The sequence below is a fragment of the Caulobacter sp. genome (assembly GCF_049283275.1).
GTDB lineage: Bacteria > Pseudomonadota > Alphaproteobacteria > Caulobacterales > Caulobacteraceae > Caulobacter.
The window spans coordinates 1-24,203 of sequence record NZ_JBAPVS010000323.1; the positions used below are offsets into that span (position 1 = coordinate 1).

A 24,203-nucleotide genomic window follows, 5' to 3' on the forward strand; every position below is an offset into this window, starting at 1 on the left:
GGTTCTCCCCGGCCCCGCGCCAGACGATGCAGGCCAGGCCGGCGTTCGCTCGCGACGTCCGGCGCAGATTTGCGAAGGCGCCGATCGGGTCGTCGAAGAACATCACCCCGAACCGCGAGATCACCGCATCGAAGGTCGTGGGCTGGAAGTCGTGCTGCTGGGCGTCGGCGACCACGAAGTCGACATTGTCGACGGCCATCTGGGCGGCCTTGCGCCGCGCCAGGTCGATCAGCGGCGCGGACAGGTCGGCGCCGGTGCAGCGACCTTGTCCCTTCAGGGCCCGCGCCACGGCGAAGCTGGTCGCGCCGGCGCCGCAGCCGACGTCGAGCACCTCGCGCCCGCCATACGCTCCGACAGCGTCCACCAACAGGCGCTCGAAAGGCTTGAACAGGCTGTCGAGCATGGCGTTCTGCTCGACCCAGTTGTGGCCGGCCTGGTTGTTCCAGAGTTCGGCCTGGGCCTGGTTGGGTTGCATCACGCGCGGTCCTCCTTGCTTCAACATGGGCTATCGACGAGGCTACGACTTCAAGTCGACTTGAGGTCAATGGTGAAACTTCTCGACATCGCGCAGGTGGCCCGGGCGACCGGCATGGCCGCCTCCAGGCTCCGCCACTACGAGGAAAAAGGCCTGATCGCCTCGGTCGGCCGGCGGGGGCTGAAGCGCCTGTTCGAGGCCGGCGTGCTGGAGCGCCTGTCGCTGATCGCCCTGGCCCAGACCGCCGGCTTTTCGCTGGACGAGATCGCCGGCATGGTCGATGCGGCGGGCCGACCCAGCCTCGACCGCGCCCAGCTCTCGGCCAAGGCCGACGACCTGGACCGGACCATCCGTCGCCTCGCCGCCCTGCGCGACGGCCTGCGCCACGCCGCGGCCTGTCCCGCCCCCAGCCACATGGAATGCCCGACCTTCCGCCGGCTGCTGAGGGGCGCGGTTGAGACCCGGCGGCGAACCTTCGCCGAGGACCTCGGCTAAGGCGGATCGACGTCCGCTCCCCTGGGGCGAAAACCCCGTCCTTCGACAAGCTCAGGATGAGGTTTTCTACTGCACGGCCCGTACAATGGTCCTCATCCTGAGCTTGTCGAAGGACGAGGACCACGCACGGCGTTGAATATCGATCCGCCCTAGCCCGCCGCATTGCTCCCGACGCCCTAATCGGCCATATCCCGCGCCTCATGACCGCCGCCCGCACCCTTCGCAGCGCCGCCGCCCTCGCCGAGGCCGGCCTGATCGCGCCGGAACGACTGTCGGCGCTCGAGGCCGTGGCGGCCCGGTACGCCGTGGCGATCACCCCGGACATGGCCGACCTGATCGATCCGGCCAACGAGAGCGACCCGATCGCCCGCCAGTTCGCGCCCAGCGAGGCCGAGCTCCTGGAAAGCCCCGGCGAAGTCGCCGACCCGATCGGCGACGCGGTCCACAGCCCGGTCGAAGGGGTCGTCCATCGCTATCCCGACCGCGTGCTGCTGAAACCCACCCACACCTGCGCGGTCTATTGCCGGTTCTGCTTCCGCCGCGAGGTGGTCGGACCCGAGGGCCTGGCCAACCTGTCGCCCGAAAAACTGGACGCCGCCTTCGCCTACATCGCCGCCCATCCGGAAATCTGGGAAGTGATCGTCACCGGCGGCGACCCGCTGGTGCTGTCGCCGCGCCGGCTGCGCGACCTGGGCGAGCGCTTGTCCAGGATCGACCACGTGAAGGTGGTGCGCTTCCACACCCGTGTGCCGGTGGTCGACCCCGCGGCGGTCACCGACGAGATGGTCGACGCCCTGAAGGCCGGCGGCAAGACGGTCTATGTGGCCCTGCACGCCAACCATGTCCGCGAGCTGACCGACGCGGCCCGCGCCGCCGTGGCCCGGATCATTGACGCGGGCATCCCGATGCTCAGCCAGACCGTGCTGTTGAAGGGCGTCAACGACGATCCCGAGACCCTGGGCGCCCTGATGCGCGGCTTCGTCGAGAACCGCGTCCGGCCCTACTACCTGCACCACGGCGACCATGCGCCGGGCACGGCTCACCTGCGCACCAGCGTCGAGGAAGGCCGCGCCCTGATGCGCGCCATCCGCGGCCGGTTCTCGGGCCTGTGCCAGCCGACCTACGTGCTCGACATCCCCGACGGCCACGGCAAGGTGCCGATCGGGCCGGACTACCTGGCCGTCGAAGGCAGGGTCGAGGACCCGAACGGCGGGACGCACGCCTATCCGCCCAAATCGATGTAAGCTCCCGGCGTTCGAGCGGTTCGCGGAGACGACGGCTCGACCCTTCTGGGAGGGAGCGGGAAATGCTTATCGCGGACATGCCGCCGGCGGCGGTTCAAGCGTGCGATCCGGCAAGTCGGGCGGCGGCGATCGACCAGATGGAAGACCGGGCCTTCGCCGCGATGAAGGCGGCGACCGAACAAGTGGCGCGGGCGTCGCGGCACGGCGCGGTCGGCGCTGCCGGCGACGCTGAATGGGCGAGCTACAAGCGCTTCAGAAGCCAGGCCGAGGCGCTGCGAGCGCAGGGCGCCTGCCCGCCCTCCCCGATGGCGAGCGCCGCGCCCCAGCCCGCCGCCGCCTTGCCCGCCTCGCCCCAACCAGCCTCGACAGCGGTCGCTTCCACCGCCTGGGAGGAGCCCAAGATCCGTCGCTTTCGGTTCGAGGCCAGCGGCAACTGGGCCGACCGCCAACCCAGCGCCGCCTCCAGAATCGGCATGCAGACGCTGCAGGGAACGACCACCCAACAGCTGACCTATCCTCTCAGCGCGACCCCGACGCCGGCCCCCGTCCCCGCGCCCGTTTTCCCGGCGCCGACGACAACCAACTCCGTCTTCCAGACGACGGCCGCCGGTCCGACCGCGGATGGTCCTCGACCCGATGTTCGCGGTTGGTCATCGGGCCTGACCGTATCGTTGGACTTCGCGCCTCAGGGCTACGGCCAGGAGGGATGGCGCTGGACCGTCAGCCTGAGCGGCGACACCGCGGAAACGCGCAGCGACACCGCATTCCCGGCCGACGGCTACCGCGTCACGTCGGAAGGTCCCACGCAGTACAGCTGCCCTCGAATCGGCTTTAGCCCATTTATCACCGCGATCTATGGCTGCCGATACGACAAGGTCAGCCAGGCTGAGCGCGATCAATACCATTTGCCCTTCGGGGTGAACGGGGCTGTCAGCGAGGAGATCGTCACCTCGGATTCCGTATCGCAGACCTCACAGCGCCTGGACGCCAGGTTCGGCATGATCCGCGATTTCAAGACGGGCTCGCCCTTGGGCCCTCTCGACATCAGCCTGGGCGCCGAACTGGGGGTCGGCTGGTGGACGCTGGACGAACACGAGCAGATCGGTGTGCCGTCCGGCGTGAGGGACTTCTATCGTTCAGCGAATGGGCCGGCGGGCTATCTTGGCCTGACGGGTGCGCTCGGCGGCGCGGTGCGGCAGGGCTGGCCTTTGCGCTGGTCCATCCAGAGCGCACTGGGTTACGAGGTCGTGGACCTGACGGCCACGACCGTTTGGACCTTTATCGGCAGACCTGAAGCCCATTCCAGCGACCAGAACCTCAGCGACCAGATGTCGGGCAGGCTGGGGGTTCGGCTCGACTACGGCCAGGGGCCTCTCGGCACGTTCGTATCGCTGGAACGACGCCGCGACCTTTCGGTGGTCAGCAATGTGACCGCCCCGGGCGCCGACGGACGCGCTTCCAAACGCTTTGTCGACGGGACGTCGATGTCGGTCTGGCCGGTGTACGATTCCCGCCTGACCCTGGGCGTCAACTACGGCTTCTAGGACGTCCGGACAATTGGCGGCTCCGAACGAAAAAGGCCTCCCAGGTCGCCCTGGAAGGCCTCGTCGTATTCTCAAACGCGGAAAGCCCTACTCCGCCGCGGCCTTCTTCGCCGCCGCGCCGAACTTGGCGTGCAGCTCGCCGGACGCGTAGCGCTTGGCCATGGTCGCGGTGGGCAGCGCCTTGATCTTGTCGGCGTGGCCGGCCGAGCCGAACTGCACGAAGCGGTCCTGGCAGACCTTGCGCATGGCTTCCTTGGCGGGCTTGAGATAGGCGCGCGGGTCGAACTCGTGCGGGTGCTCGGCCAGAATCTTGCGGATCGCGCCGGTGATGGCCAGGCGGTTGTCGGTGTCGACATTGACCTTGCGCACGCCGTGCTTGATGCCGCGCTGGATTTCCTCGACCGGCACGCCCCAGGTCTGCGGGATCGCGCCGCCGTACTGGTTGATGATGTCCTGCAGCTCCTGCGGAACGCTGGACGAGCCGTGCATCACCAGGTGGGTGTTGGGCAGGCGCTGGTGGATCTCCTCGATCACGTTCATGGCCAGGACGTCGCCGTCCGGCTTGCGCGTGAACTTGTAGGCCCCGTGGCTGGTGCCCATGGCGATGGCCAGGGCGTCGACGCCGGTCTGCTGCACGAAGTCGACCGCCTGGTCGGGATCGGTCAGCAGCTCGTCGTGGCTGAGCACGCCCTCGAAGCCGTGGCCGTCCTCGGCCTCGCCCATGCCGCTTTCCAGCGAACCCAGCACGCCCAGCTCGCCTTCGACCGAGACGCCGCAGGCGTGGGCCATCTGGACCACCTTGCGGGTGACCTCGACATTGTAATCGTAGCTGGCGGGGGTCTTGGCGTCCTCCATCAGCGAACCGTCCATCATCACCGAGGTGAAGCCGTACTGGATCGCCGTGGCGCAGGTCGCCGGGCCGTTGCCGTGGTCCTGGTGCATGCACACCGGGATGTTGGGGTAGATCTCGGCCAGGGCGTCGATCATCTTGGCCAGCATGATGTCGTGGGCGTAGTTCCGCGCCCCGCGCGAGGCCTGAATGATGACCGGCGAGTTGACGGCTTCCGCCGCCTCCATGATCGCCAGGCCCTGTTCCATATTGTTGATGTTGAAGGCCGGCAGCGCATAGTCATGCTCGGCCGCATGATCCAGCAACTGTCTTAGCGTGATCCTCGCCACGTGGGTGTTCTCCTGCAAGCGTGAGTGTTCTGGGTGGTTTCTTGTTTTTGGGGCTTTGACGCTTTTGCGTTCTTCGCCCGGTCGTTCACGTCGAGCTTCCTTGGTCTCGACGGTGGTCCGCTCTCTAGATTTCCAAGGCTGAGACACCCGGGAGCGTCTTGCCTTCCATCCATTCAAGAAACGCGCCGCCGGCCGTCGAGACGAAGGTGAAATCGCCCGACACCCCGGCGTGGTTCAAGGCCGCCACGGTATCACCGCCACCGGCGACGGCGACGATCTTACCCGATTTCGCGAGTTTTGCGGCGTGTTTTGCCGCCGAAACGGTCGCTTCGTCGAACGGCGGCACTTCAAAAACGCCCAGAGGGCCGTTCCAGATCAGGGTCTGGCTGGCGTCCATGGCCGCCAGCAGGGTGGCGACGGTGTCGGGACCGGCGTCCAGGATGCGGTCGTCGGACTGCACCTCGTAGACATTGCGGGTGTAGGCGGCGACGCCGGGCTTGACCTCGTGGGCGACCACCACGTCGGTCGGCAGCAGCAGCTTGCATCCCGCCGCGGCGGCCAGATCGATGATCTGCAAGGCGGTGTCGGCCATGTCGGCTTCGCACAGCGAGGCGCCGACATCGATCTTGGCCGCGTGCAGGAAGGTGTTGGCCATGCCGCCGCCGATCGCCAGATAGTCGAGCTTGGTCACCAGATTGCGCAGCAGGTCCAGCTTGGTGGAGACCTTGGAGCCGCCGACGATGCCCAGCACCGGCTTCCTGGGATTGCCCAGGGCGGCGTCCAGGGCGTCCAACTCGCGCTGCATGGCCAGGCCCGGATAGGACGGCAGGGCGCGCGCCAGGGCCTCGGTCGAGGCGTGGGCGCGGTGGGCGGCGCTGAAGGCGTCGTTGACATAGAGGTCGCCGTTGGCGGCCAGCTGGGCGGCGAAATCGGGGTCGTTCTTTTCCTCGCCGGCGTGGAAGCGGACGTTCTCCAGCAGGGCGACGCCGCCGTTCTCCAGGGCGTCGATCACGGCCTTGGCCTTGGGGCCCACGCAATCGGCGGCGAAGGCCACCGGCTGTTCCAGCAGCTTGGAGAGCGGCTCGGCCACGAAGGCCAGGCTCATCTCGGGCACGACCTTGCCCTTGGGGCGGTCGAAGTGGGCCAGCAGGATGACCTTGGCGCCCTTGGTCGACAGATAGTGGATGGTCGGCAGGGCCGCGCGCAGGCGGGTGTCGTCGGTGATCTTCCCGCCATCGACCGGCACGTTGAAGTCCACCCGGACCAGGGCGCGCTTGCCGGCGAGATCGGCGGTGTCGAGGGTGCGGAAGGGCATGACGCTATCCAATCAAAGTGAGGTGCAGACGTCGGCGCCGCTGAAGGCCAGCAGCGCGCTGAGCAGGAAAACCCCGGCCGGGACCAGGATGTGGAGAAGGCTCATGCGCCGCCGGCGCGAGGCGTAGGCGTGCAGCCCCAGGGCGACGAGCCAACCGAGGGCGAAGACCGGCATCATGGGCTGGGGGTCGTATGTAAAGCCGGAACCCAAAGGCCGGATAGGCGGGATGGCTTGGCCGGGGGCGTAGGCGCCACCCAGCGCATCGCATGTCGCCATGACGCCGCCGAAGGCGCAGCCCAGCGCCGACAGTGTCAGGGCGATCGATACCACCCACGTCCAGAGGCGAGCGCGCCAGGAAGCTCTCAGCGGTGTCTGGACGGTGGTGGTCGACATCGATCCCCGGAGGTCTGGTGAAGAAAAACCCCCGCCCTCTTGAGGGGCGGGGGCTATTTAGGTCTTACAGGAACTTCGCCATCACCAGGGCCGTGTCGGCCATGCGGGTCGCGAAGCCCCATTCGTTGTCGTACCAGCTGAGCACGCGGACCAGCTTTCCCTCGATGACCTGGGTCTGGGGCAGGGCGGCCGTCGAGCTGGCGGCGATGTGGTTCAGGTCCGACGAGACCAGCGGCTCGTTGGTGGTGAACAGCACGCCGTTCATGTCGCCGTCGGCGGCGGCCTTCAGGGCGTTGTTCACTTCCTCGACCGTGGTGTCGCGCGACGGCACGACCTTCAGGTCGATGACCGAGACGTTCGGGGTCGGGACGCGGATCGACGAGCCGTCCAGCTTGCCCTTCAGGGCCGGCAGCACCAGGCCCAGGGCCTTGGCGGCGCCGGTCGAGGTGGGGATCATGGACAGGGCCGCGGCGCGGGCGCGGTAGAGGTCCTTGTGCATGGTGTCCAGCGTGGGCTGGTCGCCGGTGTAGCTGTGGATCGTGGTCATGTAGCCGCGCTCGATGCCGACCAGGTCGTTCAGCACCTTGGCCACCGGGGCCAGGGCGTTGGTGGTGCACGAACCGTTGGAGACGACGATGTCGTCAGCGGTCAGGGTCTCGTGGTTGACCTTGTAGACGATGGTCTTGTCGGCGCCGTCGGCCGGGGCCGAGACCAGCACGCGCTTGGCGCCGGCTTCCAGGTGCAGGGCGGCCTTGTCGCGGGCGGTGAAGATGCCCGTGCACTCGAACGCGATGTCCACGTTCAGCTCCTTGTGCGGCAGGTCCTTGGGGTCGCGGATCGCCGTGACCTTGATCTTGCCCATGCCGACGTCGATCCAGTCCTCGCCCGACGTCACCGTGCCCGGGAAGCGTCCGTGGACGCTGTCATAGCGCAGCAGGTGGGCGTTGGTCTCGACGGGACCCAGGTCGTTGATGGCGACGACCTCGATGTCGCGGCGCGCGTGCTCGGCGATGGAACGCAGGACGAGACGTCCGATCCGGCCGAAGCCGTTGATGGCGACGCGAATGGCCATGAGGTCTTTCTCCTAACGAGCGTTCGGCCGAGGCGACCGACGTTACCTTGATTTTGCAGCGCGTTTTGCGGTGCGGGGCGGGGAAGTCAACCCCAAGAAACCTCCGCGAGCGCTCACAATGGATGACCTATTGTTATCCGCGCGGTTTCATCGCCCAATTGTCGCCATGGCGGGTGGCGAAGCCGACGGTGATCTATATGTTGCGCCGCATGAAGTTTGGACGATGCCGATGACCCCGGGCGAAGGGAACGCCCTCGAACTGGCCGCGCGCCGCCTGGAGCGCGCCGTCAGCCAGCTGGAACAGAAGATCACGGCCGAGCGCACCGCGCGTCTGGCCGCGTTCTCGGCCGCCGCTTCGGCGGCCTCCGCCGCCTCGGGCGATCCGGGCCTGTTCGACGTCGAGGCCGAGTCGAAGGCCGCGCGTCTGGCCCTCGATCTCGAGGCCGCCCGCGCCCGCGAGAAGGCTCTGGAAGAAGCCGGCGAGCAGGCGTCCGAGGCCCTCGGCCGCGCCATCGCCGAGATCCGCGCCGCCCTAGGCGACGAGAGCCTGATCACCGAAGGCGTGCACGACGACGAGGAAGACCTCGGCGACGAAGGCCCTGAAGCCGCCGACCTGTTCGGCGACGAAGACGAGGCTCCCCCGGGGGGCATCACGGAAAGGGAGGCCTGAGCCATGGCCCAACTGACCATCCAGGTGAACGGCCGCCCCTACACCGTCGGCTGCGAGGACGGGCAGGAAGCCCACCTCTTGGAAATCGCCCGCCTGTTCGACCGCCAGGTCCGCCAGGTCAGCCAGGACGTCGGCCAGCTGGGCGAGACGCGCCTGTTCCTGATGGGCGCCCTGCTGCTGGCCGACGAGCTGTCGGACCTGAAGCTGCGCCTGGCCCACGCCCAATCGGAACTGGCCCGCCTGCAGACCGAACAGACCCGCGTCGAGGTCCGCGCCATCAAGGCCCTGGACGCGGCCTCCGAGAAGATCGAGGCGCTGGTTCAGGAGTAGGCGAAATTCAGAGCTCTGATGCTCTGAAGACCAGAAGTGCATGCGCATCTTTTGATAGTGAATCAACGGTCACTATCGTAAAACATGCAAAATGTACCAAAAGAAATCCGCACAGAGGCGTCGACGAGAAGCTGGAGCGAGCCAAGCACCGGCGACGCCGATGCATATGAATCTGCTTGAGTGGCTCGCCGCGCGGAAGATCCCCGATTCCGCGTTGACCATCATGCTGGCTTTCTTGGCGGCATTGACGATAGCGCCCTATCTCGGAGGAAGAACGGTCTGGTCGCTAGGCGGCACGCCCGTGACCATTCCCCAGGTGCCGGTCAGCCTGTTCTGGACGTCGGTAGTTGGTGCGCCGGCCGTGTGGTGGTTCTTAGTCGCGAGATCGATTGGCGGCGCCCTAAAGAGGAAAATGGTGGGCGTGGCCGTGGCGCTGACTTTAAGTCTCGGCTCGGGCCTGTGGCATCTCACTCATCCGGCGTTCGCTCTTGATCGGATCGCCGCAAATTTCGATGAGACCTATAAATTTGAATATATAAACACCAGAGAAAGTTTTGTTGTAAGTAGAAAAGCAGTATATCAAGGTGGCGAATACTGTCACTTCAGGACGCCGGCTCTGAACTTAGGGCCTCGCGTGCACGACGGGTGTGTTTTGCGTGTCGACCAGCTCGACTTCGAGGGTGTCGGGAGCGGATGGATTCCAGGTCGTAGTGGATTTGATTTAGAGACTTTTATTTTTACGGGCGATGATCTGAAATCTGGAAATCATTGCACCCCAGATCCTGAAATAATCTCCGCTACGCCTGATAATGTTGAAGTATTAGCGCGTGGCGTTTTTGGTTTAACGCCGGATGATGTGGGTCCAGATCCAGATAGAGAATTGAATTACAGTATGAAAGTGAATTTCAACGACAATTCCATGGAAGCCACACCACATCTCACTCGACGTAAAGAAACGACGCGGAGCGACATTCTGGCGGGGCCTTCTGGTGCAAAACTGCAGATGTCCGGATGGACATTGTGGGGAAAGCCAATGGGCGTTCAGATCGACGAAATGACAATCAGAGTCAGAGGTCGTCTCCACTGTGGATTGAGAGCGGGGAAAGGAGAGGCGCACCAATAACCGTGTGCCTGGATGCACGATGGGGGCGACGAAATTCGCTGGAGCCTATGGCGATCGATTTTTGATCTAACACAACACCTCCGCGATCACCGCCAGCCCGCGCTCGGCCGCTTCGGGTTCGGCCAGGCTGAAGTTCAGGCGGATCGTGGAGCTGGCGCCGCCCTCGGCCAGGAAGTGGCTGCCGGGGGTGAACAGCACGCCGCGCTCGACGCAGCGTTTCAGCAGCGCCTCGACGTCGACCGCGTCGCCCAGCGTCAGCCAGAAGAACAGCCCGCCCGGCGGCAGCGACCATGACGCCTTGTTGCCCAGATGCCGGGTCAGGGCGTCGGCGAAGGCGTCGCGCTTGCGGCGGTAGAGGGCGGAAACTTGGGCCATCCGCTCGGCGCGGCCGGGGTCGTTCAGATATTGCAGCACCATCCACTGGCTCAGCCGGTTGGTGTGCAGGTCGGCCGCCTGCTTCAGCTGGACCAGCAGCGGGAACAGGTCGGGCGACGCGGTCAGGTAGCCCAGGCGCAGGCCCGGCGCGACGGTCTTGGAGAACGAACCCTGATAGATCCACGAGCCGCCCGTCATGCCGGCGCAGACCGGCGTGCGGTCGCAGGGCTCATAGACCAGGTCGCGATAGGGATCGTCCTCGAACAGGATCACGTCGTTGGCCTGGCATGCCCGGGCCATCGCCTGGCGCTCGGCCGCGGTCCAGCAATGGCCGGACGGGTTCTGGAAGGTCGGGATGACGTAGGCCATGGACGGCGGGGTCTCGGCCCAGCCGGCGCCGGGGTTCGACCTGTCGATGATCTCGAACCGCGCGCCATAGAACCGGAACACCTGCAGGGCGGCCAGGTAGGCGGGCGACTCCACGGCCAGGCTCGTGCCGGCGTCGATCACCAGCTTGGCGGCCAGGTCGATGCCTTGCTGCGAGCCGGACAGCACCACCACCCGGTCGGCGCAGGTGTCCAGGCCCAGGGCGGCCAGGTCCTCGGCGATCTTGGCGCGCAGGGCCGGCTCGCCCTCTGTGGGGCCGTATTGCAGCAGGTCGCGCGGCGGCGGGGGCAGGTCCAGGCCCGCGAAGGTCTCGGGCGACGGCAGGCCGCCGGCGAACGAGATCATGCCCGGGCGCAGCGACACGTTGAGCATGTCGCGCACCGGCGAGGGCTTGATGTCCGCACTTCGCATCGACAGGCGCGCCATCGCCGATCCCTTCCAATAGCGTCAATCATCTTGACCTATCGACACAATGAGACGGCGGCGCCTATTGTGTCAATATGGTTGACCTGGATAATCCTGCCCCGTCAGACGATCTGCACGATGAGATCGAGCAATTCTATTTCGCCTATCGCGGCTTTACCGACCGCGCCGACCGCATTCTGGAAAAGCGCGGGCTGGGGCGGGTTCACCACCGCATCCTCTATTTCATTGGCCGTCGGCCCGACGTGTCGGTGCGCGGCCTGCTCGACCTGCTGGCCGTCAGCAAGCAGGCCCTGAACGCGCCGCTGCGCCAGCTGATGGAGATGGGCCTGGTCGGGGCCGAGGCCGGCGTGCAGGACCGCCGGGTCAAGAACCTGCGCCTGACCCCCCAAGGCCAGAAGCTGGAAGCCGAACTCACCCAAGCCCAGACCCGGCATCTGCGGGCGGCCTTCGACCGGGCGGGGCCGGAGGCGGAGCGGGGGTGGAGCGTGGTGATGGGGGAACTGGTGAAGGGGTAGGCTCACTCACTTGCCCCCACCTGGCGGTTTCGCCGCCTGTCCGCCCCCATAGGGGGCGGAGGGACGCGCACCGCTCCTCTTCCCCCTATGGGGGAAGAGGGTCGCGAAGCGACCCGTAGGGGGCAAGTGCGACAAACGCCCACTGGCGTTACGCCCCCCGAACGCCTATCTTCTCCAACGGCGGGTCTGCTGTGGCCCTCGTCGAAGATTTCTATTCCCAGGGACCTTAATCTCTCTATCGGGACCTGTTCCCTCCCGTGGCCGTGGCTGCGGGAACACGGGGCCCACCTGTAACTAACAGGTTCGAGCGGATTGAAACGTCTTCACGGTTCTTCACGGCGCCGCCACCTTCCCTCATATAGCGGCATGGTCATCATTGATCCCGCCGCCGCCAAGACCGCCCTGCGCGTGTTCGTGCGCAATCGCCGCAAGGAGCTGGCCCTCGAACATCCCGAGGCCGGCTGGAAGGTCGTCGACGTCGCCCGCGAGCCGCTGGCCCGGCTGTTCCCCGACCCGAAGGGCAAGGTCGCGGCCCTCTATCTCTGTCTGGGCTCGGAAGTCGAGACCCGTCACCTGGCCGACTGGCTGGTCGAACAGGGCTGGACCCTGGCCCTGCCCAGCGTCGAGAGTGACGACGGCCAAATGGTCTTCCGCCAATGGACGCCCGGCGACCCGCTGGTCTACGACCAGATCGGCCTGAACGCCCCCGACCCGTCCAGCCCGGCGCTGCAGCCGGACCTGGTGGTCACGCCCCTGCTGGCTTTCGACCGCCAGGGCCGACGCCTGGGCCAGGGCGGGGGCTATTATGACCGGGCGCTGGAGGTCCTGCGGGCCCGCGGGCCGGTGCTCATGCTGGGCCTGGCCTATGTGGGACAGGAGACACAGGGCCTGCCCGATGAGCCGCACGACCAACGATTGGACGCCATCCTGACGGAAAGCGAGTATATCGCCGTCCAAGAGGACTGAATTTCATGCGTTTTGCTTTCTTCGGCGACGTGGTCGGCAAGTCGGGCCGCGACGGCCTGGCCGACCACCTGCCCGCCCTGCGTCGCCAACTCGGGCTCGAGTTCGTGATCATCAACGCCGAGAACGCCGCCGCCGGCTTCGGGATCACCGAGAACACCGCGCGCGAGCTGTTCGAGGCCGGGGCCGACTGCCTGACCCTGGGCAACCACAGCTGGGACCAGCGCGAGGCCCTGACCTACATTGTCCGAGAACCCAGACTGATAAGACCGGCCAACTATCCGATCCTGTCGGACGCACCGGGCAAGGGCAGCCACCTGTTCCAGACCGAGGGCGGCCGGACCATCATGGTCATCAACCTGCTGGGCCGGGTGCACATGGACGCCATGGACGACCCGTTCGCCGCCGCCGACCGCGAGCTGGACAAGGCCCCGCTGGGCCAGGTGGCCGACGCGGTGGTGGTCGACATGCACTGCGAAGCCACCTCCGAGAAGATGGCCATGGGCCACTACTGCGACGGCCGCGCCTCGCTGGTCGTGGGCACCCACACCCACGTGCCGACCGCCGACGCCCAGATCCTGCCCGGCGGCACCGCCTACCAGACCGACGCCGGGGCCTGCGCCGACTATGACAGCGTGATCGGCAACCAGAAGGAAGAGCCGCTGCGGCGGTTCACCACCAAGATCAGCGGCGGCCGCTACACCCCCGCCTCGGGCCCGGCCACGGTCTGCGGCGTGTTCGTCGAGACCGACGACCGCACGGGCCTGGCGGTCCGCGTCGAGCCGATCCGCGTCGGCGGGCGGCTGAAGGAAACTGTGCCGGCGGTTTAAAATCCTCTCCCCTCCGGGAGAGGGTTTCTACGAATTCAGCCGCGCCAGCTTGTCCGGATTGCGCATCGTGTAGACCGCCGCGATGCGGCCGTCGACGATCTCCAGGCCCATGGTCTGGAACACTACGCCGTCGTGACTGAGCACCAGGCCGGGGGCGCCGTTGATCCGCGCCAGGCGGGCGGTCGTTCCCTCGGGCGCGGGGAACTTCTTCTTCAGGCCCAGCACCAACCGGACAGCCTTCTCCAAGCCGAACACCGGGTTCAGCGTCGCCTTGGCGATGCCGCCGCCGTCGGAGTGCATGACGACGTCCTGGGCCAGGATCCCGCGCAGCACGCTCTCGTCGCCGGTCAGGGTGGCGGCCAGGAAGGCGCCGGTCAGGCGCTGCTCCTCCTCGGCGCTGGGGCGGTAGCGCGGCTTGCCGGCCTTGACGTGCTCGCGGGCCCGGGCGGCCAGTTGCCGGCAGGCCGCCTCGCTGCGGCCCAGGGTCTTGGCGACCTCGGCGAACGGGGCCTCGAACACGTCGTGCAGCAGGAAGGCGGCGCGCTCCAGCGGGGTCAGCCGCTCCAGGGCCAGCAGGAAGGCCACCGACAGGTCCTCGCCCAGGTCGTCATGGTCCTCATCGACCACCGGTTCGGGCAGCCACTCGCCGACATAGACCTCGCGCCGGGCGCGGGCCGACTTCAGTCGGTCCAGGCACAGACGGGTCACCACCTTGTTGAGGAAACCGGCCGGGTTGGCGACCTCGTCGGCCTCGACGCCGCGCCAGCGGAGCCAGGCGTCCTGCACCACGTCCTCGGCGTCGGCCCGCGAGCCGAGCATGCGATAGGCCAGGCCCGTCATGGCCCCGCGCCGGTCCTCGAAGATCAGATCCTGATCGCTCATGCCCTGACCTTTTGGCGCCGAAAGCACGAACGCACCACCAGCAGGCTGATGATCGCCGGCAGGAACACGCCCGGGACGTCGCGCAGCAGCAGCGGCCACGGCAGGGACGTCCCGCAGAACGGGGTGATCAGATGGATGGCGGCGTGCAGGCACAGGAAGGCCGCCGAGGCCGCCGCCGCGCCCAGGCCGCGCGCCGGGTCCTTCACCGCCCAGGCCATGGCCAGAGCGCAGGCCAGGAACGCCGCCCCGATGTCGCGCACGAAATGGTCGTTGTAGGCGCCCGCCTCGATCACGCCGGGCACGCGCGGATACCACCAGGCCGGGGCCAGCAGCATCACCGCGCCGTTGATCGCCAGGATCGTCGGCAGGATCCATTTCACCCAACGCATCGTCACGGTCTCCCTCTTTGGAGACAGGACGAGGCGGCCCGCGCGAATGTGACATGGCTGGTCGAATTTACCTGCCCCTCCCCAAAATCCGGGCTGTTCAAAATCCCCTCGCCTTGCTTTCGGCGGCCCAGGCGACTAGGTATCGCGCCCACTTTCCCGATCTTTCTATCCGCCCGCACGCATATCCCCCGCCGTCACCCGCCCTTTTCACCAAGGAGGGGACGCTGCGCAGGGGGAACTATGAGGAACACCTGCCTTGGCCACCGCTTCCGCCCTTCTGAACGTGATGATCGACGCTGCGCGCAAAGCAGCCCGCGGCCTGGCCCGCGACTTCGGCGAAGTCACCGAGCTGCAGGTGTCCAAGAAGGGCCCCGCCGACTTCGTCACCGCCGCCGACCAGAAGGCCGAGCAGGTGATCTTCGAGATCCTGGAAAAGGCCCGCCCCGGCTACGGCTTCCTCGGCGAGGAGCGCGGCATGATCGAGGGCACCGACAAGACCCACACCTGGATCGTCGACCCGCTGGACGGCACCACCAACTTCCTGCACGGCATCCCGCACTTCGCGGTCAACATCGCCCTGCAGCGCGAGGGCGAGGTCGTGGCCGGCGTCACCTACAACCCCATCACCAACGACCTGTTTTGGGTCGAAAAGGGCAAGGGCGCCTATCTGGGCGCCGAGAAGCGGCTGCGCGTGGCGGCCCGTCGTCACCTGGACGAAAGCGTCCTGGCCACCGGCGTGCCGTTCCTGGGCAAGCCCGGCCACGCCACCTTCCTGAAGGAGCTGCATCAGATCAGCCAGAAGGTCGCCGGCGTGCGCCGCTTCGGTTCGGCCTCGCTGGACCTGGCCTGGGTCGCGGCCGGCCGGTTCGACGGCTACTGGGAGCGCAACCTGAAGCCCTGGGACGTGGCGGCCGGCGTGCTGATGGTCACCGAGAGCGGCGGCAAGGTCTCCACGATCGAGGAGCATGGCAATCCGATCGAAGGCGCCTCGATCCTGGCCACCAATCAGGAACTGCATGCGCTGGTGCTGGAGCGGCTGCTGGCGGCCCAGGGCTAGATAAAGCCGCTCTACTCTATCAGCCGTCATTCCCGCCCTTGTGGCGGAAACGACGGCCAAGGGGGCGTACGTGTGAGCTCAAACAAAAACGCCCCGGGCTCGCACCCGGGGCGTTTTCGTTTCTGGATCGGCCGACCGTCAGCGGCAGACGGTCCGCTCGTACATCGTGCCGCGATAGCGGTCGTATTCGCGGGTGGTCCAGCAGTCGCTGCCCCGGCCGTAGCCGTACCCGTAGGGCCGGGCGTAGCCGTAGCCGCCATAGTAGCGCGGCGGGGGCGGCGGCGGGGCGTAGTCATAGCCGTAGCCGCTGCTGTAGCGCGGGCCGTGGTTGTTGTTGCCGGCGATCGCCGCGCCAAGGGCCAGACCGACGATGCCGCCCGCGATGGCGACGCCCACGTCGTTGTCGTTGTGATGGCGGCCGTGGCCGTAATAGCCGCCGCCGTGGCGGTAGCTCTGGGCCGAGGCGGCGGTCGCGCCGGCGACCATGGCCAGGGCGGCGACACCTGCGGTCGCATGGCCGATGAAGGTCTTCAGTCTACGGTTCATGACACAGTGTCCTCTCTGGAGGGGCGTCCCGACAGGTCCGTCTCCATCTTGGGATCATGTTCCGCCCCGGCGGCTGAACGCAGGCTGAACGGAGCCGTCAGCTTCAGTAGCCGCCGTCCGACTCAAATCGTTGAAAGAAGGCCGATTTATTCACCTTTCCGCGCGAGGGTGAGGCCAAGACGGCGCCCAGAACGGGCGACGCCAAGCTTGAAGGCGACCAGGCGATGTCCAGGAACGTGGCTTATGCGGCAGGCGAGGATCTGCAGATCCTGTCGTTTGAAGTCGGCACCCAGACCTATTGCGTGCCGGTGGGCGCGGTCCGCGAAATCCGCGGCGTCACCCCGGCGACCCCGTTGCCGGACGCGCCGCCCTATGTGCGCGGCGTGATCAATCTGCGCGGTCAGGTGATGCCGGTCATCGACCTGTCCGAACGCCTGGGCAAGGGCGTGGCCGCCGACAGCGCCCGCCAGGTGATCATCGTGGTCGAGCACCATGACGACGTCGCCGGCCTGCTGGTCGACGCGGTCTGCGACAGCTTCATCGTCTCGGCCGACGCCATCAGCCCGCCCCCGCCCCTGGGCGAGGACATCACCTCCAACCTGGTCTCGGCGGTGATCACCACCGAAGCGGCGATGATCGTGCTGCTGGCGGTCGACGCCATCCTGCCCGAGCGCAAGATCCAGCTGGCGGCCTAGACCCCGCTGCATCCTCGTCCTTCGACAAGCTCAGGATGAGGATGAATTCAAGCGCCGTGCGTGGTTTGTCCTCATCCTGAGCTTGTCGAAGGACGAGGACACGCACGTTTCCAAACATTTGTTTCAATAGCCCCTTCCTTCCGCCCCACGCCTCCCGCTAGGGTCTCCCGCAACAACAAGGGAGATCGCCGATGAAGGCCGCCGTACTGCGCGAAGTGGGTCAGCCGCTTCAGATCGAGACCGTCTCGATCGGCAAGCCGGGTCCGCGCGAGGTGCTGATCCGCACCAAGGCCGCCGGCGTCTGCCATTCCGACCTGCACTTCATCGAAGGCTCCTACCCTCACCCCCTGCCCGCCGTGCTGGGCCACGAGAGCGCCGGCATCGTCGAGGCGGTCGGGTCCGAGGTCCGCACCGTCAAGGTCGGCGACCACGTGATCACCTGCCTCAACCCCTATTGCGGTCACTGCGAGGTGTGCCTGACCGGGCATATGAACCTGTGCATCAGCCCGGAAACCCGCCGCTCCAAGACCGAGGAGCCGCGGCTGTTCAAGGAAGACCTGTCGGGTCCCTCCAAGATGGCCCAGTTCCTGAACCTGTCGTCGTTCGCCGAGATGATGCTGGTGCACGAGCACGCCTGCGTCGCCATCCGCAAGGACATGCCGTTCGACCGCGCCGCCCTGATCGGCTGCTCGGTGATGACCGGGGTGGGGGCGGTGATCCACACCTCCAGCGTCCGTCCGGGCGAGACCGTGGCCGTGATCGGCTGCGGCGGGGTGGGCCTGGCCACCATCAACGGCGCGGCCATGGCCGGGGCCGGCCGGATCATCGCCATCGACCGCGTGCCGTCCAAGCTGGAGCTGGCCAAGCAATTCGGCGCCACCGACGTGATCCAGGCCTCGGACGACACAGTCAAGCAGGTGATCGAGATGACCGGCGGCGGCGTCCACCACAGTTTCGAGGCCATCGGCCTGAAGGCCACCGCCGAGCAGTCGTTCAAGATGCTGCGCCGGGGCGGCACGGCCAACATCATCGGCATGATCCCGGTGGGCACCATGATCGAGCTGCACGGCCCCGACTTCCTGGGCGAGCGAAAGATCCAGGGCAGCTACATGGGCTCCAACCGCTTCCCGGTCGACATGCCCCGCCTGGTCGACGCCTATATGGCCGGCAAGCTGAAGCTGGACGACCTGATCTCGCGCCGCATCAAGCTGGAGGAGGTCAACTCGGCGTTCGACGAGCTGAAGCGCGGCGAGCTGGCGCGGTCGGTGATCGTGTTTGACTGAGGCTGACGCCTCCAACGCCAAGAAAGTTGTCATCCCGGAATGCGCGCGGCGCTTGTCCGGGATGACAACCGGGGGGGAGCCCAAGAGGTTCGCTGAGCGACTGTTCTGGTGCACTCTCCCCCCAACGGCCCGCCGAGGCCCACCCCAAGGGAGGAACCACCATGAGCATCGAAGGCGGCTGCCAGTGCTGCGCGATCCGCTACCGGATCGAGGGCGAGCTGATGGGCTCGGGCGTCTGCCATTGCCGGCAGTGCCAGTACGCGACCGGCGGCGGCCCCAACTCGGTGGCCCTGGCCCCCAAGGCGGGCTTCACGGTCACCAAGGGCGAGCCCCGGCGCTACGTCCGCAAGAGCGGCAGCGGCGGCGAGGTGGTCCAGGTGTTCTGCGGCGACTGCGGCTCGCCCCTGTGGTCGGAGGGCGACTTCCCCTTCCATCCGGTCAAGGCCGGCAGCCTGGATGACCCGTCGATCCTGGAGCCGGCCATCCATCTCTGGACGAGCGAGGCCCAGCCGTGGCATCGCATCGAGCCTGGCCGCATGGCCTTCCCGGAAAATCCGCCCCGCTGAGGACCGCATGGCCGCCCGCTACGACTTCGCTTCCGACAACGTCGCCGGCGCCATGCCGGAAGTCATCGAGGCGATCGTCGCCGCCAACGCCGGCACGGCGTCGGGCTACGGGACCGACCATGTCAGCGCCGCGGCCGCCGACCGCATCCGCGCCCTGCTGGACGCCGACGCCGAGGTGCGGTTCACCGCCTCGGGCACGGCCGCCAACGCCTTCGCCCTGACGTGCCTGGCTCAGCCGCACGAGGCGGTGCTGGCCCACGAGCACGCCCATATCTGCACCGACGAGACCGGCGCGCCGGGCTTCTTCGGCCAGGGCGTGGGCCTGATCGGCCTGCCGGGCGCTTCGGGCAAGATCGCCTTGCCGGGGCTGGAGCTGGCCCTGAACGAGCCGGACGTCTCGTACCGCCAGCCGGCCGCCGCCCTGTCCCTGACCAACGCCACCGAATACGGCACGGTCTATTCCGCCGACGACCTGGCCGCCCTGATCGCTCCGGTGAAGGCCAAGGGTTACGGCGTGCACCTGGACGGCGCGCGCCTGGCCAACGCCGTGGCGGCGGGCTTCGACCTCAAGCGGGTGGCGACGATCGGCGTCGACATCCTGGTGATCGGCGGCACCAAGGCCGGCTCGACCCCGACCGAGGCCGTGGTGTTCCTGAACAAGGCCCTGGCTCGCCGCCTGGACGCCCGCCTCAAGCACGCCGGCCAGTTGGTCTCCAAGGGCCGCTTCCTGGCCGCGCCGTGGCTGGGCCTGCTGGGCGAGGGAGACGACGGCGGACCTTGGGCGGCGCGGGCGGCCCACGCCAACGCCATGGCCCGGAAGCTGGCCGCCCTGATGCCCTTCCCCCTGCGCCACCCGGTCGAGGCCAACGGCCTGTTCGTCGACATGGACGACGCGGCCCTGGAGCGGCTGCGCGAGCGGGGCTGGTTCGTCTACCGCTTCCTGGACGGCACGGCGCGCTTCATGTGCTCCTGGGCCACGACGCCGGAAATGGTCGAGGAACTGGGCGAGGCGCTGAAGGCGGTGGCCTAATTCACGGGACGGGGACACGCCCTTGCGGCGTGTCCCCAAATCTTGGCTCGGCGCTAGCGGATGGGGACACGCCGCAAGGGCATGTCCCCGACAGCGCTACTCCTCGACCGCCGCTTCCTGCATCGGGTCTTCCCGCCTCGGCCCATCCCGTACGATCTTTTCCTCGGCGGTGCGCACCATGCGGCGCTGGTCGTGGAAGCGGGCCAGTTGGGCGCAGGCGGTGAAAAAGCCGCCCGGCGCGCGGGTGTCTATGCCCTCGGCCAAGGTCAGCAGGTGGATCTCCGCCGCCTCGAACCGCGCCAGAACCTCCAGCAGGTCGACCAGGTGGGCGGCGAAGGCGTGCAGGTTGATCACCGCCAGCACGTCGCCGGGCTTCAGCACCGCCAGGGCCTGATCCAGGCCCGGCTTGTGCACGGCCAGGCCGTAGCAGCGGTCGTGGAACAGCTGGTCGCAGCCGGCCTCGAACAGCCGTTGCGACTGCGGCCCGTCGATCACCACGCCCCTGACGGGCGGAACTCTGAGATAGCCGACCATGCGCATGATCGGTGTGTCGCAAAGGCGGAGGCGCGAGGCTAGGGGCGACGGCGCAAAGGTGGGGGATATCTTTGAAGCCCTCTCCCAGAGGGAGAGGGAGGGACCCAAGCGAAGCTTGGGAGGGTGAGGGGTTACACCGTCGACGGTTTCACTCAGCACCCTGCCGACGCGCCGTCGGGCTCAAAACCCCCTCATCCTCCCACGCCTGCGGCGCGGGCCCCTCCTTCTCCCTATGGGAGAAGGTTTCGACAGGCTGGGAGAAGGCGAGCAGGGACGCCTTGCTGGCGCTCTGGACGGTGACCCCCAGCATCGCCGCGATCTCGGCCGCCGGCTTGGGGCGGCTGATGAAATAACCCTGGATCTCGCCGCAGCCCTGGCGGCGCAGCTCGTCCAGCTGCTCCACCGACTCCACGCCCTCGGCCGTCGTCGTGATGCCCAGGCTGGCGCCCAGGTCGAGCACGGCCTTGATGATCGCCAGGGCGTCGGCGTCGTCGAGGATGTCGCGCACGAAGGTCTGGTCGATCTTGATCTTGTCGAACGGGAAGCTGCGCAGATAGCTCAGCGACGAATAGCCGGTGCCGAAATCGTCCATCGAGATCCGCACGCCCAGGGCCTTCAGGTCGTGCAGGATCGACATGTTGCCGACGCTGTCCTGCAGCAGCACCGACTCGGTGATCTCCAGCTCCAGCCGCTCGGCCGGCAGGCCCGAGGCCGCCAGGGCCGAGACCACGGTGCCGACCAGGTGCTTGTCGCGGAACTGGGCCGGCGACAGGTTCACGGCCAGGCGCACGTGCTGGGGCCAGCCGGCCGCCTCGCGGCAAGCCTCGCGCAGCACCCACTCGCCCAGCGGATTGATCAGGCCGATCTCCTCGGCGATGGGGATGAAGTCGCCCGGCGAGACCATGCCGCGCGTCGGATGGTTCCAGCGCAGCAGGGCCTCGCAGCCCATCACCTTGTCGGCGCCCAGGTTGAACAGCGGCTGGTAGTAGAGCTCGAACTGCCCCTCGGCCAAGGCCAGGCGCAGATCCAGCTCCAGGGCCCGGCGGGCCTGCAGGGCCTCGTCCATGGCCCGCTCGAAGAAGTGGAACGCCCCGCGCCCGTCGGCCTTGGCGCGATAGAGGGCCATGTCGGCCTTCTTCAGCAGCTCGTCGCTGTCGGCCCCGTCGTTGGGCGACACCGCGACCCCGACGCTGCCGCCGATCATCACCTGGTGGCCCTGCAGGTCGAAAGTCTCGGCCAAGGCCTCGACGATGCGGCCCGCCAGGCGTGTGGCGCTGGACAGATCGGGCAGGCCGCACTGGACCACCGCGAACTCGTCGCCGCCCAGGCGGGCGACGGTGTCGCCCTCGCGCGCGCAGGCCCGAAGGCGGTCGGCGGCGGTCTTCAGCAGCGCGTCGCCGATCGGATGGCCCAGGGTGTCGTTGACGGTCTTGAAGCGGTCCAGGTCGATGCAGTGCACCGCCACCAGATCCTCGCGCCGCGCCGCGCGGCTCAGGGCGGCCGACAGGTCCTTCTGGAACAGCAGGCGGTTGGGAAGGCCCGTAAGCGGATCATAGTGGGCCAGGCGGGCGATCTGGGCCTCGGCCCGCTTGCGCTCGGCGATGTCTTCGGAGACGCCCAGCAGGTATTCGGCCGCGCCGTCGGGACCGGGAATGGCGATCTTCTTGGTGCGCAGCACGGCCAGCGAGCCGTCCTTGCGCGGCACGTGGTCCTCCTCGATCACCCGCACCTCGCCCGACGAGATCACCTCGGCGTCGCGCTCCTTGTAGATCGCCGCCTGTTCGGCTGGGTAGAAGTCGGCGTCGGTGCGGCCGATCATGTCGGCGCGGGCGTGGCCCAGGATCTTCTCGCCGGCCCGATTCAGCAGCACGTAGGAGTGGTCGTCGGCCCGCTTGACGAACACCATCGAGGGGATGGCCTCGACCACCGCGGTCATGAAGGTGCGGGCCTGTTCGGCGGCGGCCTTCGCCGCGGCCAGGGCCTCGACGCCCCGGCGGTTGGTCTCGTTGGCGGCCTGAAGCAGGCCCAGCACGGTGCCGACGCCGATATAGCGCCCGCCGTCGGTGACGATGAAGCCGCGCAGCAGGTCGCTGGCCCGGTACGACAGGCTGTCGCTGGTGAAGGCCGCCAGCTCGACGTCGGCCTCGACCACCAGCGGGTCCTTGTCCATCAGCACCGAGATCGGCCGCAGGGCGTAGAGGGCGCGGCCGTACTCGGCGGCCATGCGCAGGAAGAAGGCGTTGCGCTCGACCAGGCCGATCGGCCGATCGTCGGCGTCGAGCACCGGTACGATCAGCGTGTCGGGCTCCTCGCGAAACCGCTCGTACAGCGTCTTGCCCAGAGTGCCGGCGCGGGCCGGAACCAGAGAAGAAACGGTGTCTCGCAAGGTGAACATAGATACGCCTCCACTCGCGGGTGGAGGAACCATTTCTCGGCTAACGAGTGGCTAATCCGGGGACCAAAGCGTTGCTATTTCATGAAATATTCGTGGGGCTGTCACAGTGTTTGCGGAGGCGTTTACCGTGACGAGTTTCGCGATCAGCTAGCGCTTTGCACCCAAGGATTTGCTGCTAAGCTTAACCACATGTCCAAGAAGTTGAACCGGGACGAGAAGATCGCGCGTCAGGCAGCGGATCTGGCGCGTTTCGTTCGACAGTACGCTCGTCCGAAGCAGAAGCGGCAGGAGCCCAACGATCGGGACTACGACCGCAAGCAGGAAGCGGCGATCAAGAAGCTCGCGCCGGAAGATCTCGACCGGCTATTGAGAGACGATGAGGTGGACTAGGCGGCAAGCCGGGCCTACCCCACCATCCCCGCCAGCCGCCCGCGGATGATCTCCTCGGCCTCAGACACGATCCGGTCGATCAGCTCGCGCACCGTCGGCACGTCGTGGATCAGGCCCTGGACCATGCCGGCCGACCAGACGCCGTGGTCGGTGTCGCCGCTGAGCAGGCCCTCGCGGCCGCGCGCGCCCTTCACCAGATCGGCCACGTCCTCGAACCTGGCCCCGCCGGCCCGCTCGATGGCGACCACCTGCTGGCTGATCGCGTTCCTGGCCACGCGGGCGGTGTTGTGCAGGGTGCGGAAGATCAGGTCGGTGGCGCGCTCGTCGTTGGCGACCATCTGTTGCTTGAAGTTGTCGTGGATCGGCGCCTCCTGGGTGGCGCAGAAGCGGGTGCCCATGTTGACGCCGTCGGCGCCCAGGGCCAGGGCCGCCACCAGCCCCCGCGCATCGCCGAACCCGCCCGAGGCGATCATCGGGATCTTCACCTTCGACGCCGCCACCGGGATCAGGATCAGGCCCGGGATGTCGTCCTCGCCCGGATGGCCGGCGCATTCGAAGCCGTCGATGCTGATGGCGTCCACGCCCATCCGCTCGGCCGACAGGGCGTGGCGGACGGCGGTGCACTTGTGGATCACCTTGACGCCGTGGGCCTTGAACTCGTCGACATGCTCCTGGGGCTTGTAGCCCGCGGTCTCGACGATCTTGATCCCCGCCTCGATGATCGCCGCCCGGTACTCGGCGTAGGGCGGCGGCTTGATGGCCGGCAGGATGGTCAGGTTGACGCCGAACGGCTTGTCGGTCAGCTCGCGGGTGCGGGCGATCTCCTGGGTCAGCGCCTCGGGCGTCGGCTGGGTCAGGGCGGTCAGGAAGCCCAAGGCGCCGGCGTTGGCCACGGCGCTGACCAGCGGCGCGGTGCCCACCCACTGCATGCCGCCCTGGGCGATCGGATGCTCGACGCCGAACATTTCGGTGAAGCGGGTCTTGATGGCCACGGGCGTGCTCCCTCTGAGTTTCGAAGGAGTATGGCGGGGTGACGTTGGGGAGAGGCAAGAGGAGAAAGACCCCCTCAGTCGCTTCGCGACAGCTCCCCCAGAGGGGGA

Annotated in this window: 27 protein-coding genes; 15 read left to right on the forward strand and 12 right to left on the reverse strand. The window is 67.5% G+C overall.

The window, feature by feature from the left end:
- Positions 1-475 (reverse strand): class I SAM-dependent methyltransferase (locus WAL33_RS18175; RefSeq protein ID WP_422182992.1); only part of this gene is annotated, 475 nt, incomplete at its 3' end.
- 69 nt (positions 476-544) lie between these two features.
- Between WAL33_RS18175 and WAL33_RS18180 the strand changes: the two genes are divergently transcribed.
- The 3 genes from WAL33_RS18180 (at position 545) to WAL33_RS18190 (ending at position 3,758) form a co-directional block, all read left to right on the forward strand.
- Positions 545-970, forward strand: coding sequence for a helix-turn-helix domain-containing protein (locus WAL33_RS18180; RefSeq protein WP_422182994.1), 426 nt, complete (start codon positions 545-547; stop codon positions 968-970).
- Between the two features lie 200 nt (positions 971-1,170).
- Complete coding sequence (locus tag WAL33_RS18185; protein WP_422182996.1) at positions 1,171-2,214, forward strand: lysine-2,3-aminomutase-like protein; 1,044 nt, start codon at positions 1,171-1,173, stop codon at positions 2,212-2,214.
- Between the two features lie 77 nt (positions 2,215-2,291).
- Positions 2,292-3,758 carry a hypothetical protein gene (locus WAL33_RS18190; protein ID WP_422182998.1) on the forward strand — a complete coding sequence of 489 codons (1,467 nt, stop codon included), beginning with the start codon at positions 2,292-2,294 and terminating at the stop codon, positions 3,756-3,758.
- 87 nt (positions 3,759-3,845) lie between these two features.
- Here the strand turns inward: WAL33_RS18190 and fba are convergent, their stop codons facing one another.
- The 4 genes from fba to gap all read right to left on the reverse strand — a co-directional run bounded on the left by fba (position 3,846) and on the right by gap (position 7,717).
- Positions 3,846-4,937, reverse strand: coding sequence for a class II fructose-bisphosphate aldolase (gene fba / locus WAL33_RS18195; protein WP_422183000.1), 1,092 nt, complete (start codon positions 4,935-4,937; stop codon positions 3,846-3,848).
- Positions 4,938-5,061: 124 nt separating this feature from the next.
- Positions 5,062-6,252 (reverse strand): phosphoglycerate kinase, encoded by a 1,191-nt coding sequence (locus WAL33_RS18200; RefSeq protein WP_422183002.1) that lies wholly within the window; start codon positions 6,250-6,252, stop codon positions 5,062-5,064.
- A 12-nt stretch (positions 6,253-6,264) separates the two neighbouring features.
- Positions 6,265-6,645, reverse strand: a complete 381-nt coding sequence (locus tag WAL33_RS18205) for a hypothetical protein (protein WP_422183004.1) — start codon at positions 6,643-6,645, stop codon at positions 6,265-6,267.
- Positions 6,646-6,709: 64 nt separating this feature from the next.
- A complete protein-coding gene (gene gap / locus WAL33_RS18210) occupies positions 6,710-7,717 on the reverse strand; it encodes a type I glyceraldehyde-3-phosphate dehydrogenase (RefSeq protein ID WP_422183006.1) in 1,008 nt (335 codons plus the stop codon).
- Between the two features lie 229 nt (positions 7,718-7,946).
- On the opposite strand from gap, the gene WAL33_RS18215 reads away from it, so the two are divergent.
- From WAL33_RS18215 to WAL33_RS18225, 3 genes are all read left to right on the forward strand, one after another.
- Complete coding sequence (locus WAL33_RS18215; RefSeq protein WP_422183008.1) at positions 7,947-8,387, forward strand: hypothetical protein; 441 nt, start codon at positions 7,947-7,949, stop codon at positions 8,385-8,387.
- 3 nt (positions 8,388-8,390) lie between these two features.
- On the forward strand, positions 8,391-8,717 hold the full coding sequence (locus WAL33_RS18220) for a cell division protein ZapA (RefSeq protein ID WP_422183010.1): 327 nt from the start codon (positions 8,391-8,393) through the stop codon (positions 8,715-8,717).
- A 160-nt stretch (positions 8,718-8,877) separates the two neighbouring features.
- The gene (locus WAL33_RS18225) at positions 8,878-9,840 is read left to right on the forward strand and encodes a hypothetical protein (RefSeq protein WP_422183012.1); all 963 of its coding nucleotides are present in this window, start codon (positions 8,878-8,880) and stop codon (positions 9,838-9,840) included.
- Positions 9,841-9,906: 66 nt separating this feature from the next.
- Here the strand turns inward: WAL33_RS18225 and WAL33_RS18230 are convergent, their stop codons facing one another.
- Positions 9,907-11,028: a PLP-dependent aminotransferase family protein gene (locus WAL33_RS18230; RefSeq protein ID WP_422183014.1), complete on the reverse strand. Its 1,122-nt coding sequence runs from the start codon at positions 11,026-11,028 to the stop codon at positions 9,907-9,909.
- A 74-nt stretch (positions 11,029-11,102) separates the two neighbouring features.
- Here WAL33_RS18230 and WAL33_RS18235 point away from each other — a divergent pair, with 74 nt between their 5' ends.
- The 3 genes from WAL33_RS18235 (at position 11,103) to WAL33_RS18245 (ending at position 13,336) form a co-directional block, all read left to right on the forward strand.
- Positions 11,103-11,543, forward strand: coding sequence for a MarR family winged helix-turn-helix transcriptional regulator (locus WAL33_RS18235; protein ID WP_422183016.1), 441 nt, complete (start codon positions 11,103-11,105; stop codon positions 11,541-11,543).
- A gap of 366 nt (positions 11,544-11,909) precedes the next feature.
- Positions 11,910-12,509 carry a 5-formyltetrahydrofolate cyclo-ligase gene (locus WAL33_RS18240; RefSeq protein ID WP_422183018.1) on the forward strand — a complete coding sequence of 200 codons (600 nt, stop codon included), beginning with the start codon at positions 11,910-11,912 and terminating at the stop codon, positions 12,507-12,509.
- A gap of 5 nt (positions 12,510-12,514) precedes the next feature.
- Positions 12,515-13,336 carry a TIGR00282 family metallophosphoesterase gene (locus WAL33_RS18245; protein ID WP_422183020.1) on the forward strand — a complete coding sequence of 274 codons (822 nt, stop codon included), beginning with the start codon at positions 12,515-12,517 and terminating at the stop codon, positions 13,334-13,336.
- Between the two features lie 27 nt (positions 13,337-13,363).
- Here WAL33_RS18245 and WAL33_RS18250 read toward each other — a convergent pair whose 3' ends face one another.
- Both WAL33_RS18250 and WAL33_RS18255 read right to left on the reverse strand, forming a co-directional pair.
- Positions 13,364-14,218 carry a sigma-70 family RNA polymerase sigma factor gene (locus WAL33_RS18250; protein WP_422183021.1) on the reverse strand — a complete coding sequence of 285 codons (855 nt, stop codon included), beginning with the start codon at positions 14,216-14,218 and terminating at the stop codon, positions 13,364-13,366.
- On the reverse strand, positions 14,215-14,607 hold the full coding sequence (locus WAL33_RS18255; protein ID WP_422183023.1) for a hypothetical protein: 393 nt from the start codon (positions 14,605-14,607) through the stop codon (positions 14,215-14,217). Before WAL33_RS18255 ends, WAL33_RS18250 begins: the two co-directional genes overlap by 4 nt.
- 256 nt (positions 14,608-14,863) lie before the next feature.
- Between WAL33_RS18255 and WAL33_RS18260 the strand changes: the two genes are divergently transcribed.
- Positions 14,864-15,664, forward strand: a complete 801-nt coding sequence (locus WAL33_RS18260) for an inositol monophosphatase family protein (RefSeq protein ID WP_422183025.1) — start codon at positions 14,864-14,866, stop codon at positions 15,662-15,664.
- 138 nt (positions 15,665-15,802) lie between these two features.
- Here WAL33_RS18260 and WAL33_RS18265 read toward each other — a convergent pair whose 3' ends face one another.
- Positions 15,803-16,210 carry a hypothetical protein gene (locus WAL33_RS18265; RefSeq protein ID WP_422183026.1) on the reverse strand — a complete coding sequence of 136 codons (408 nt, stop codon included), beginning with the start codon at positions 16,208-16,210 and terminating at the stop codon, positions 15,803-15,805.
- A gap of 224 nt (positions 16,211-16,434) precedes the next feature.
- Here WAL33_RS18265 and WAL33_RS18270 point away from each other — a divergent pair, with 224 nt between their 5' ends.
- The 4 genes from WAL33_RS18270 to WAL33_RS18285 all read left to right on the forward strand — a co-directional run bounded on the left by WAL33_RS18270 (position 16,435) and on the right by WAL33_RS18285 (position 19,784).
- Positions 16,435-16,905, forward strand: a complete 471-nt coding sequence (locus WAL33_RS18270) for a chemotaxis protein CheW (protein WP_422183028.1) — start codon at positions 16,435-16,437, stop codon at positions 16,903-16,905.
- A 191-nt stretch (positions 16,906-17,096) separates the two neighbouring features.
- Positions 17,097-18,188 (forward strand): Zn-dependent alcohol dehydrogenase, encoded by a 1,092-nt coding sequence (locus WAL33_RS18275; protein ID WP_422183030.1) that lies wholly within the window; start codon positions 17,097-17,099, stop codon positions 18,186-18,188.
- Between the two features lie 161 nt (positions 18,189-18,349).
- Positions 18,350-18,754 carry a GFA family protein gene (locus WAL33_RS18280; RefSeq protein ID WP_422183032.1) on the forward strand — a complete coding sequence of 135 codons (405 nt, stop codon included), beginning with the start codon at positions 18,350-18,352 and terminating at the stop codon, positions 18,752-18,754.
- A 7-nt stretch (positions 18,755-18,761) separates the two neighbouring features.
- Positions 18,762-19,784: a beta-eliminating lyase-related protein gene (locus WAL33_RS18285; protein WP_422183033.1), complete on the forward strand. Its 1,023-nt coding sequence runs from the start codon at positions 18,762-18,764 to the stop codon at positions 19,782-19,784.
- Between the two features lie 96 nt (positions 19,785-19,880).
- Here WAL33_RS18285 and WAL33_RS18290 read toward each other — a convergent pair whose 3' ends face one another.
- Both WAL33_RS18290 and WAL33_RS18295 read right to left on the reverse strand, forming a co-directional pair.
- A complete protein-coding gene (locus tag WAL33_RS18290; RefSeq protein ID WP_422183035.1) occupies positions 19,881-20,324 on the reverse strand; it encodes a recombinase family protein in 444 nt (147 codons plus the stop codon).
- 142 nt (positions 20,325-20,466) lie between these two features.
- Positions 20,467-22,713: a putative bifunctional diguanylate cyclase/phosphodiesterase gene (locus WAL33_RS18295; RefSeq protein WP_422183037.1), complete on the reverse strand. Its 2,247-nt coding sequence runs from the start codon at positions 22,711-22,713 to the stop codon at positions 20,467-20,469.
- Positions 22,714-22,902: 189 nt separating this feature from the next.
- On the opposite strand from WAL33_RS18295, the gene WAL33_RS18300 reads away from it, so the two are divergent.
- Complete coding sequence (locus WAL33_RS18300) at positions 22,903-23,103, forward strand: hypothetical protein (RefSeq protein ID WP_422183039.1); 201 nt, start codon at positions 22,903-22,905, stop codon at positions 23,101-23,103.
- A gap of 14 nt (positions 23,104-23,117) precedes the next feature.
- Here WAL33_RS18300 and WAL33_RS18305 read toward each other — a convergent pair whose 3' ends face one another.
- Positions 23,118-24,095: an NAD(P)H-dependent flavin oxidoreductase gene (locus WAL33_RS18305; RefSeq protein WP_422183041.1), complete on the reverse strand. Its 978-nt coding sequence runs from the start codon at positions 24,093-24,095 to the stop codon at positions 23,118-23,120.
- Positions 24,096-24,203: the final 108 nt, after the last annotated feature.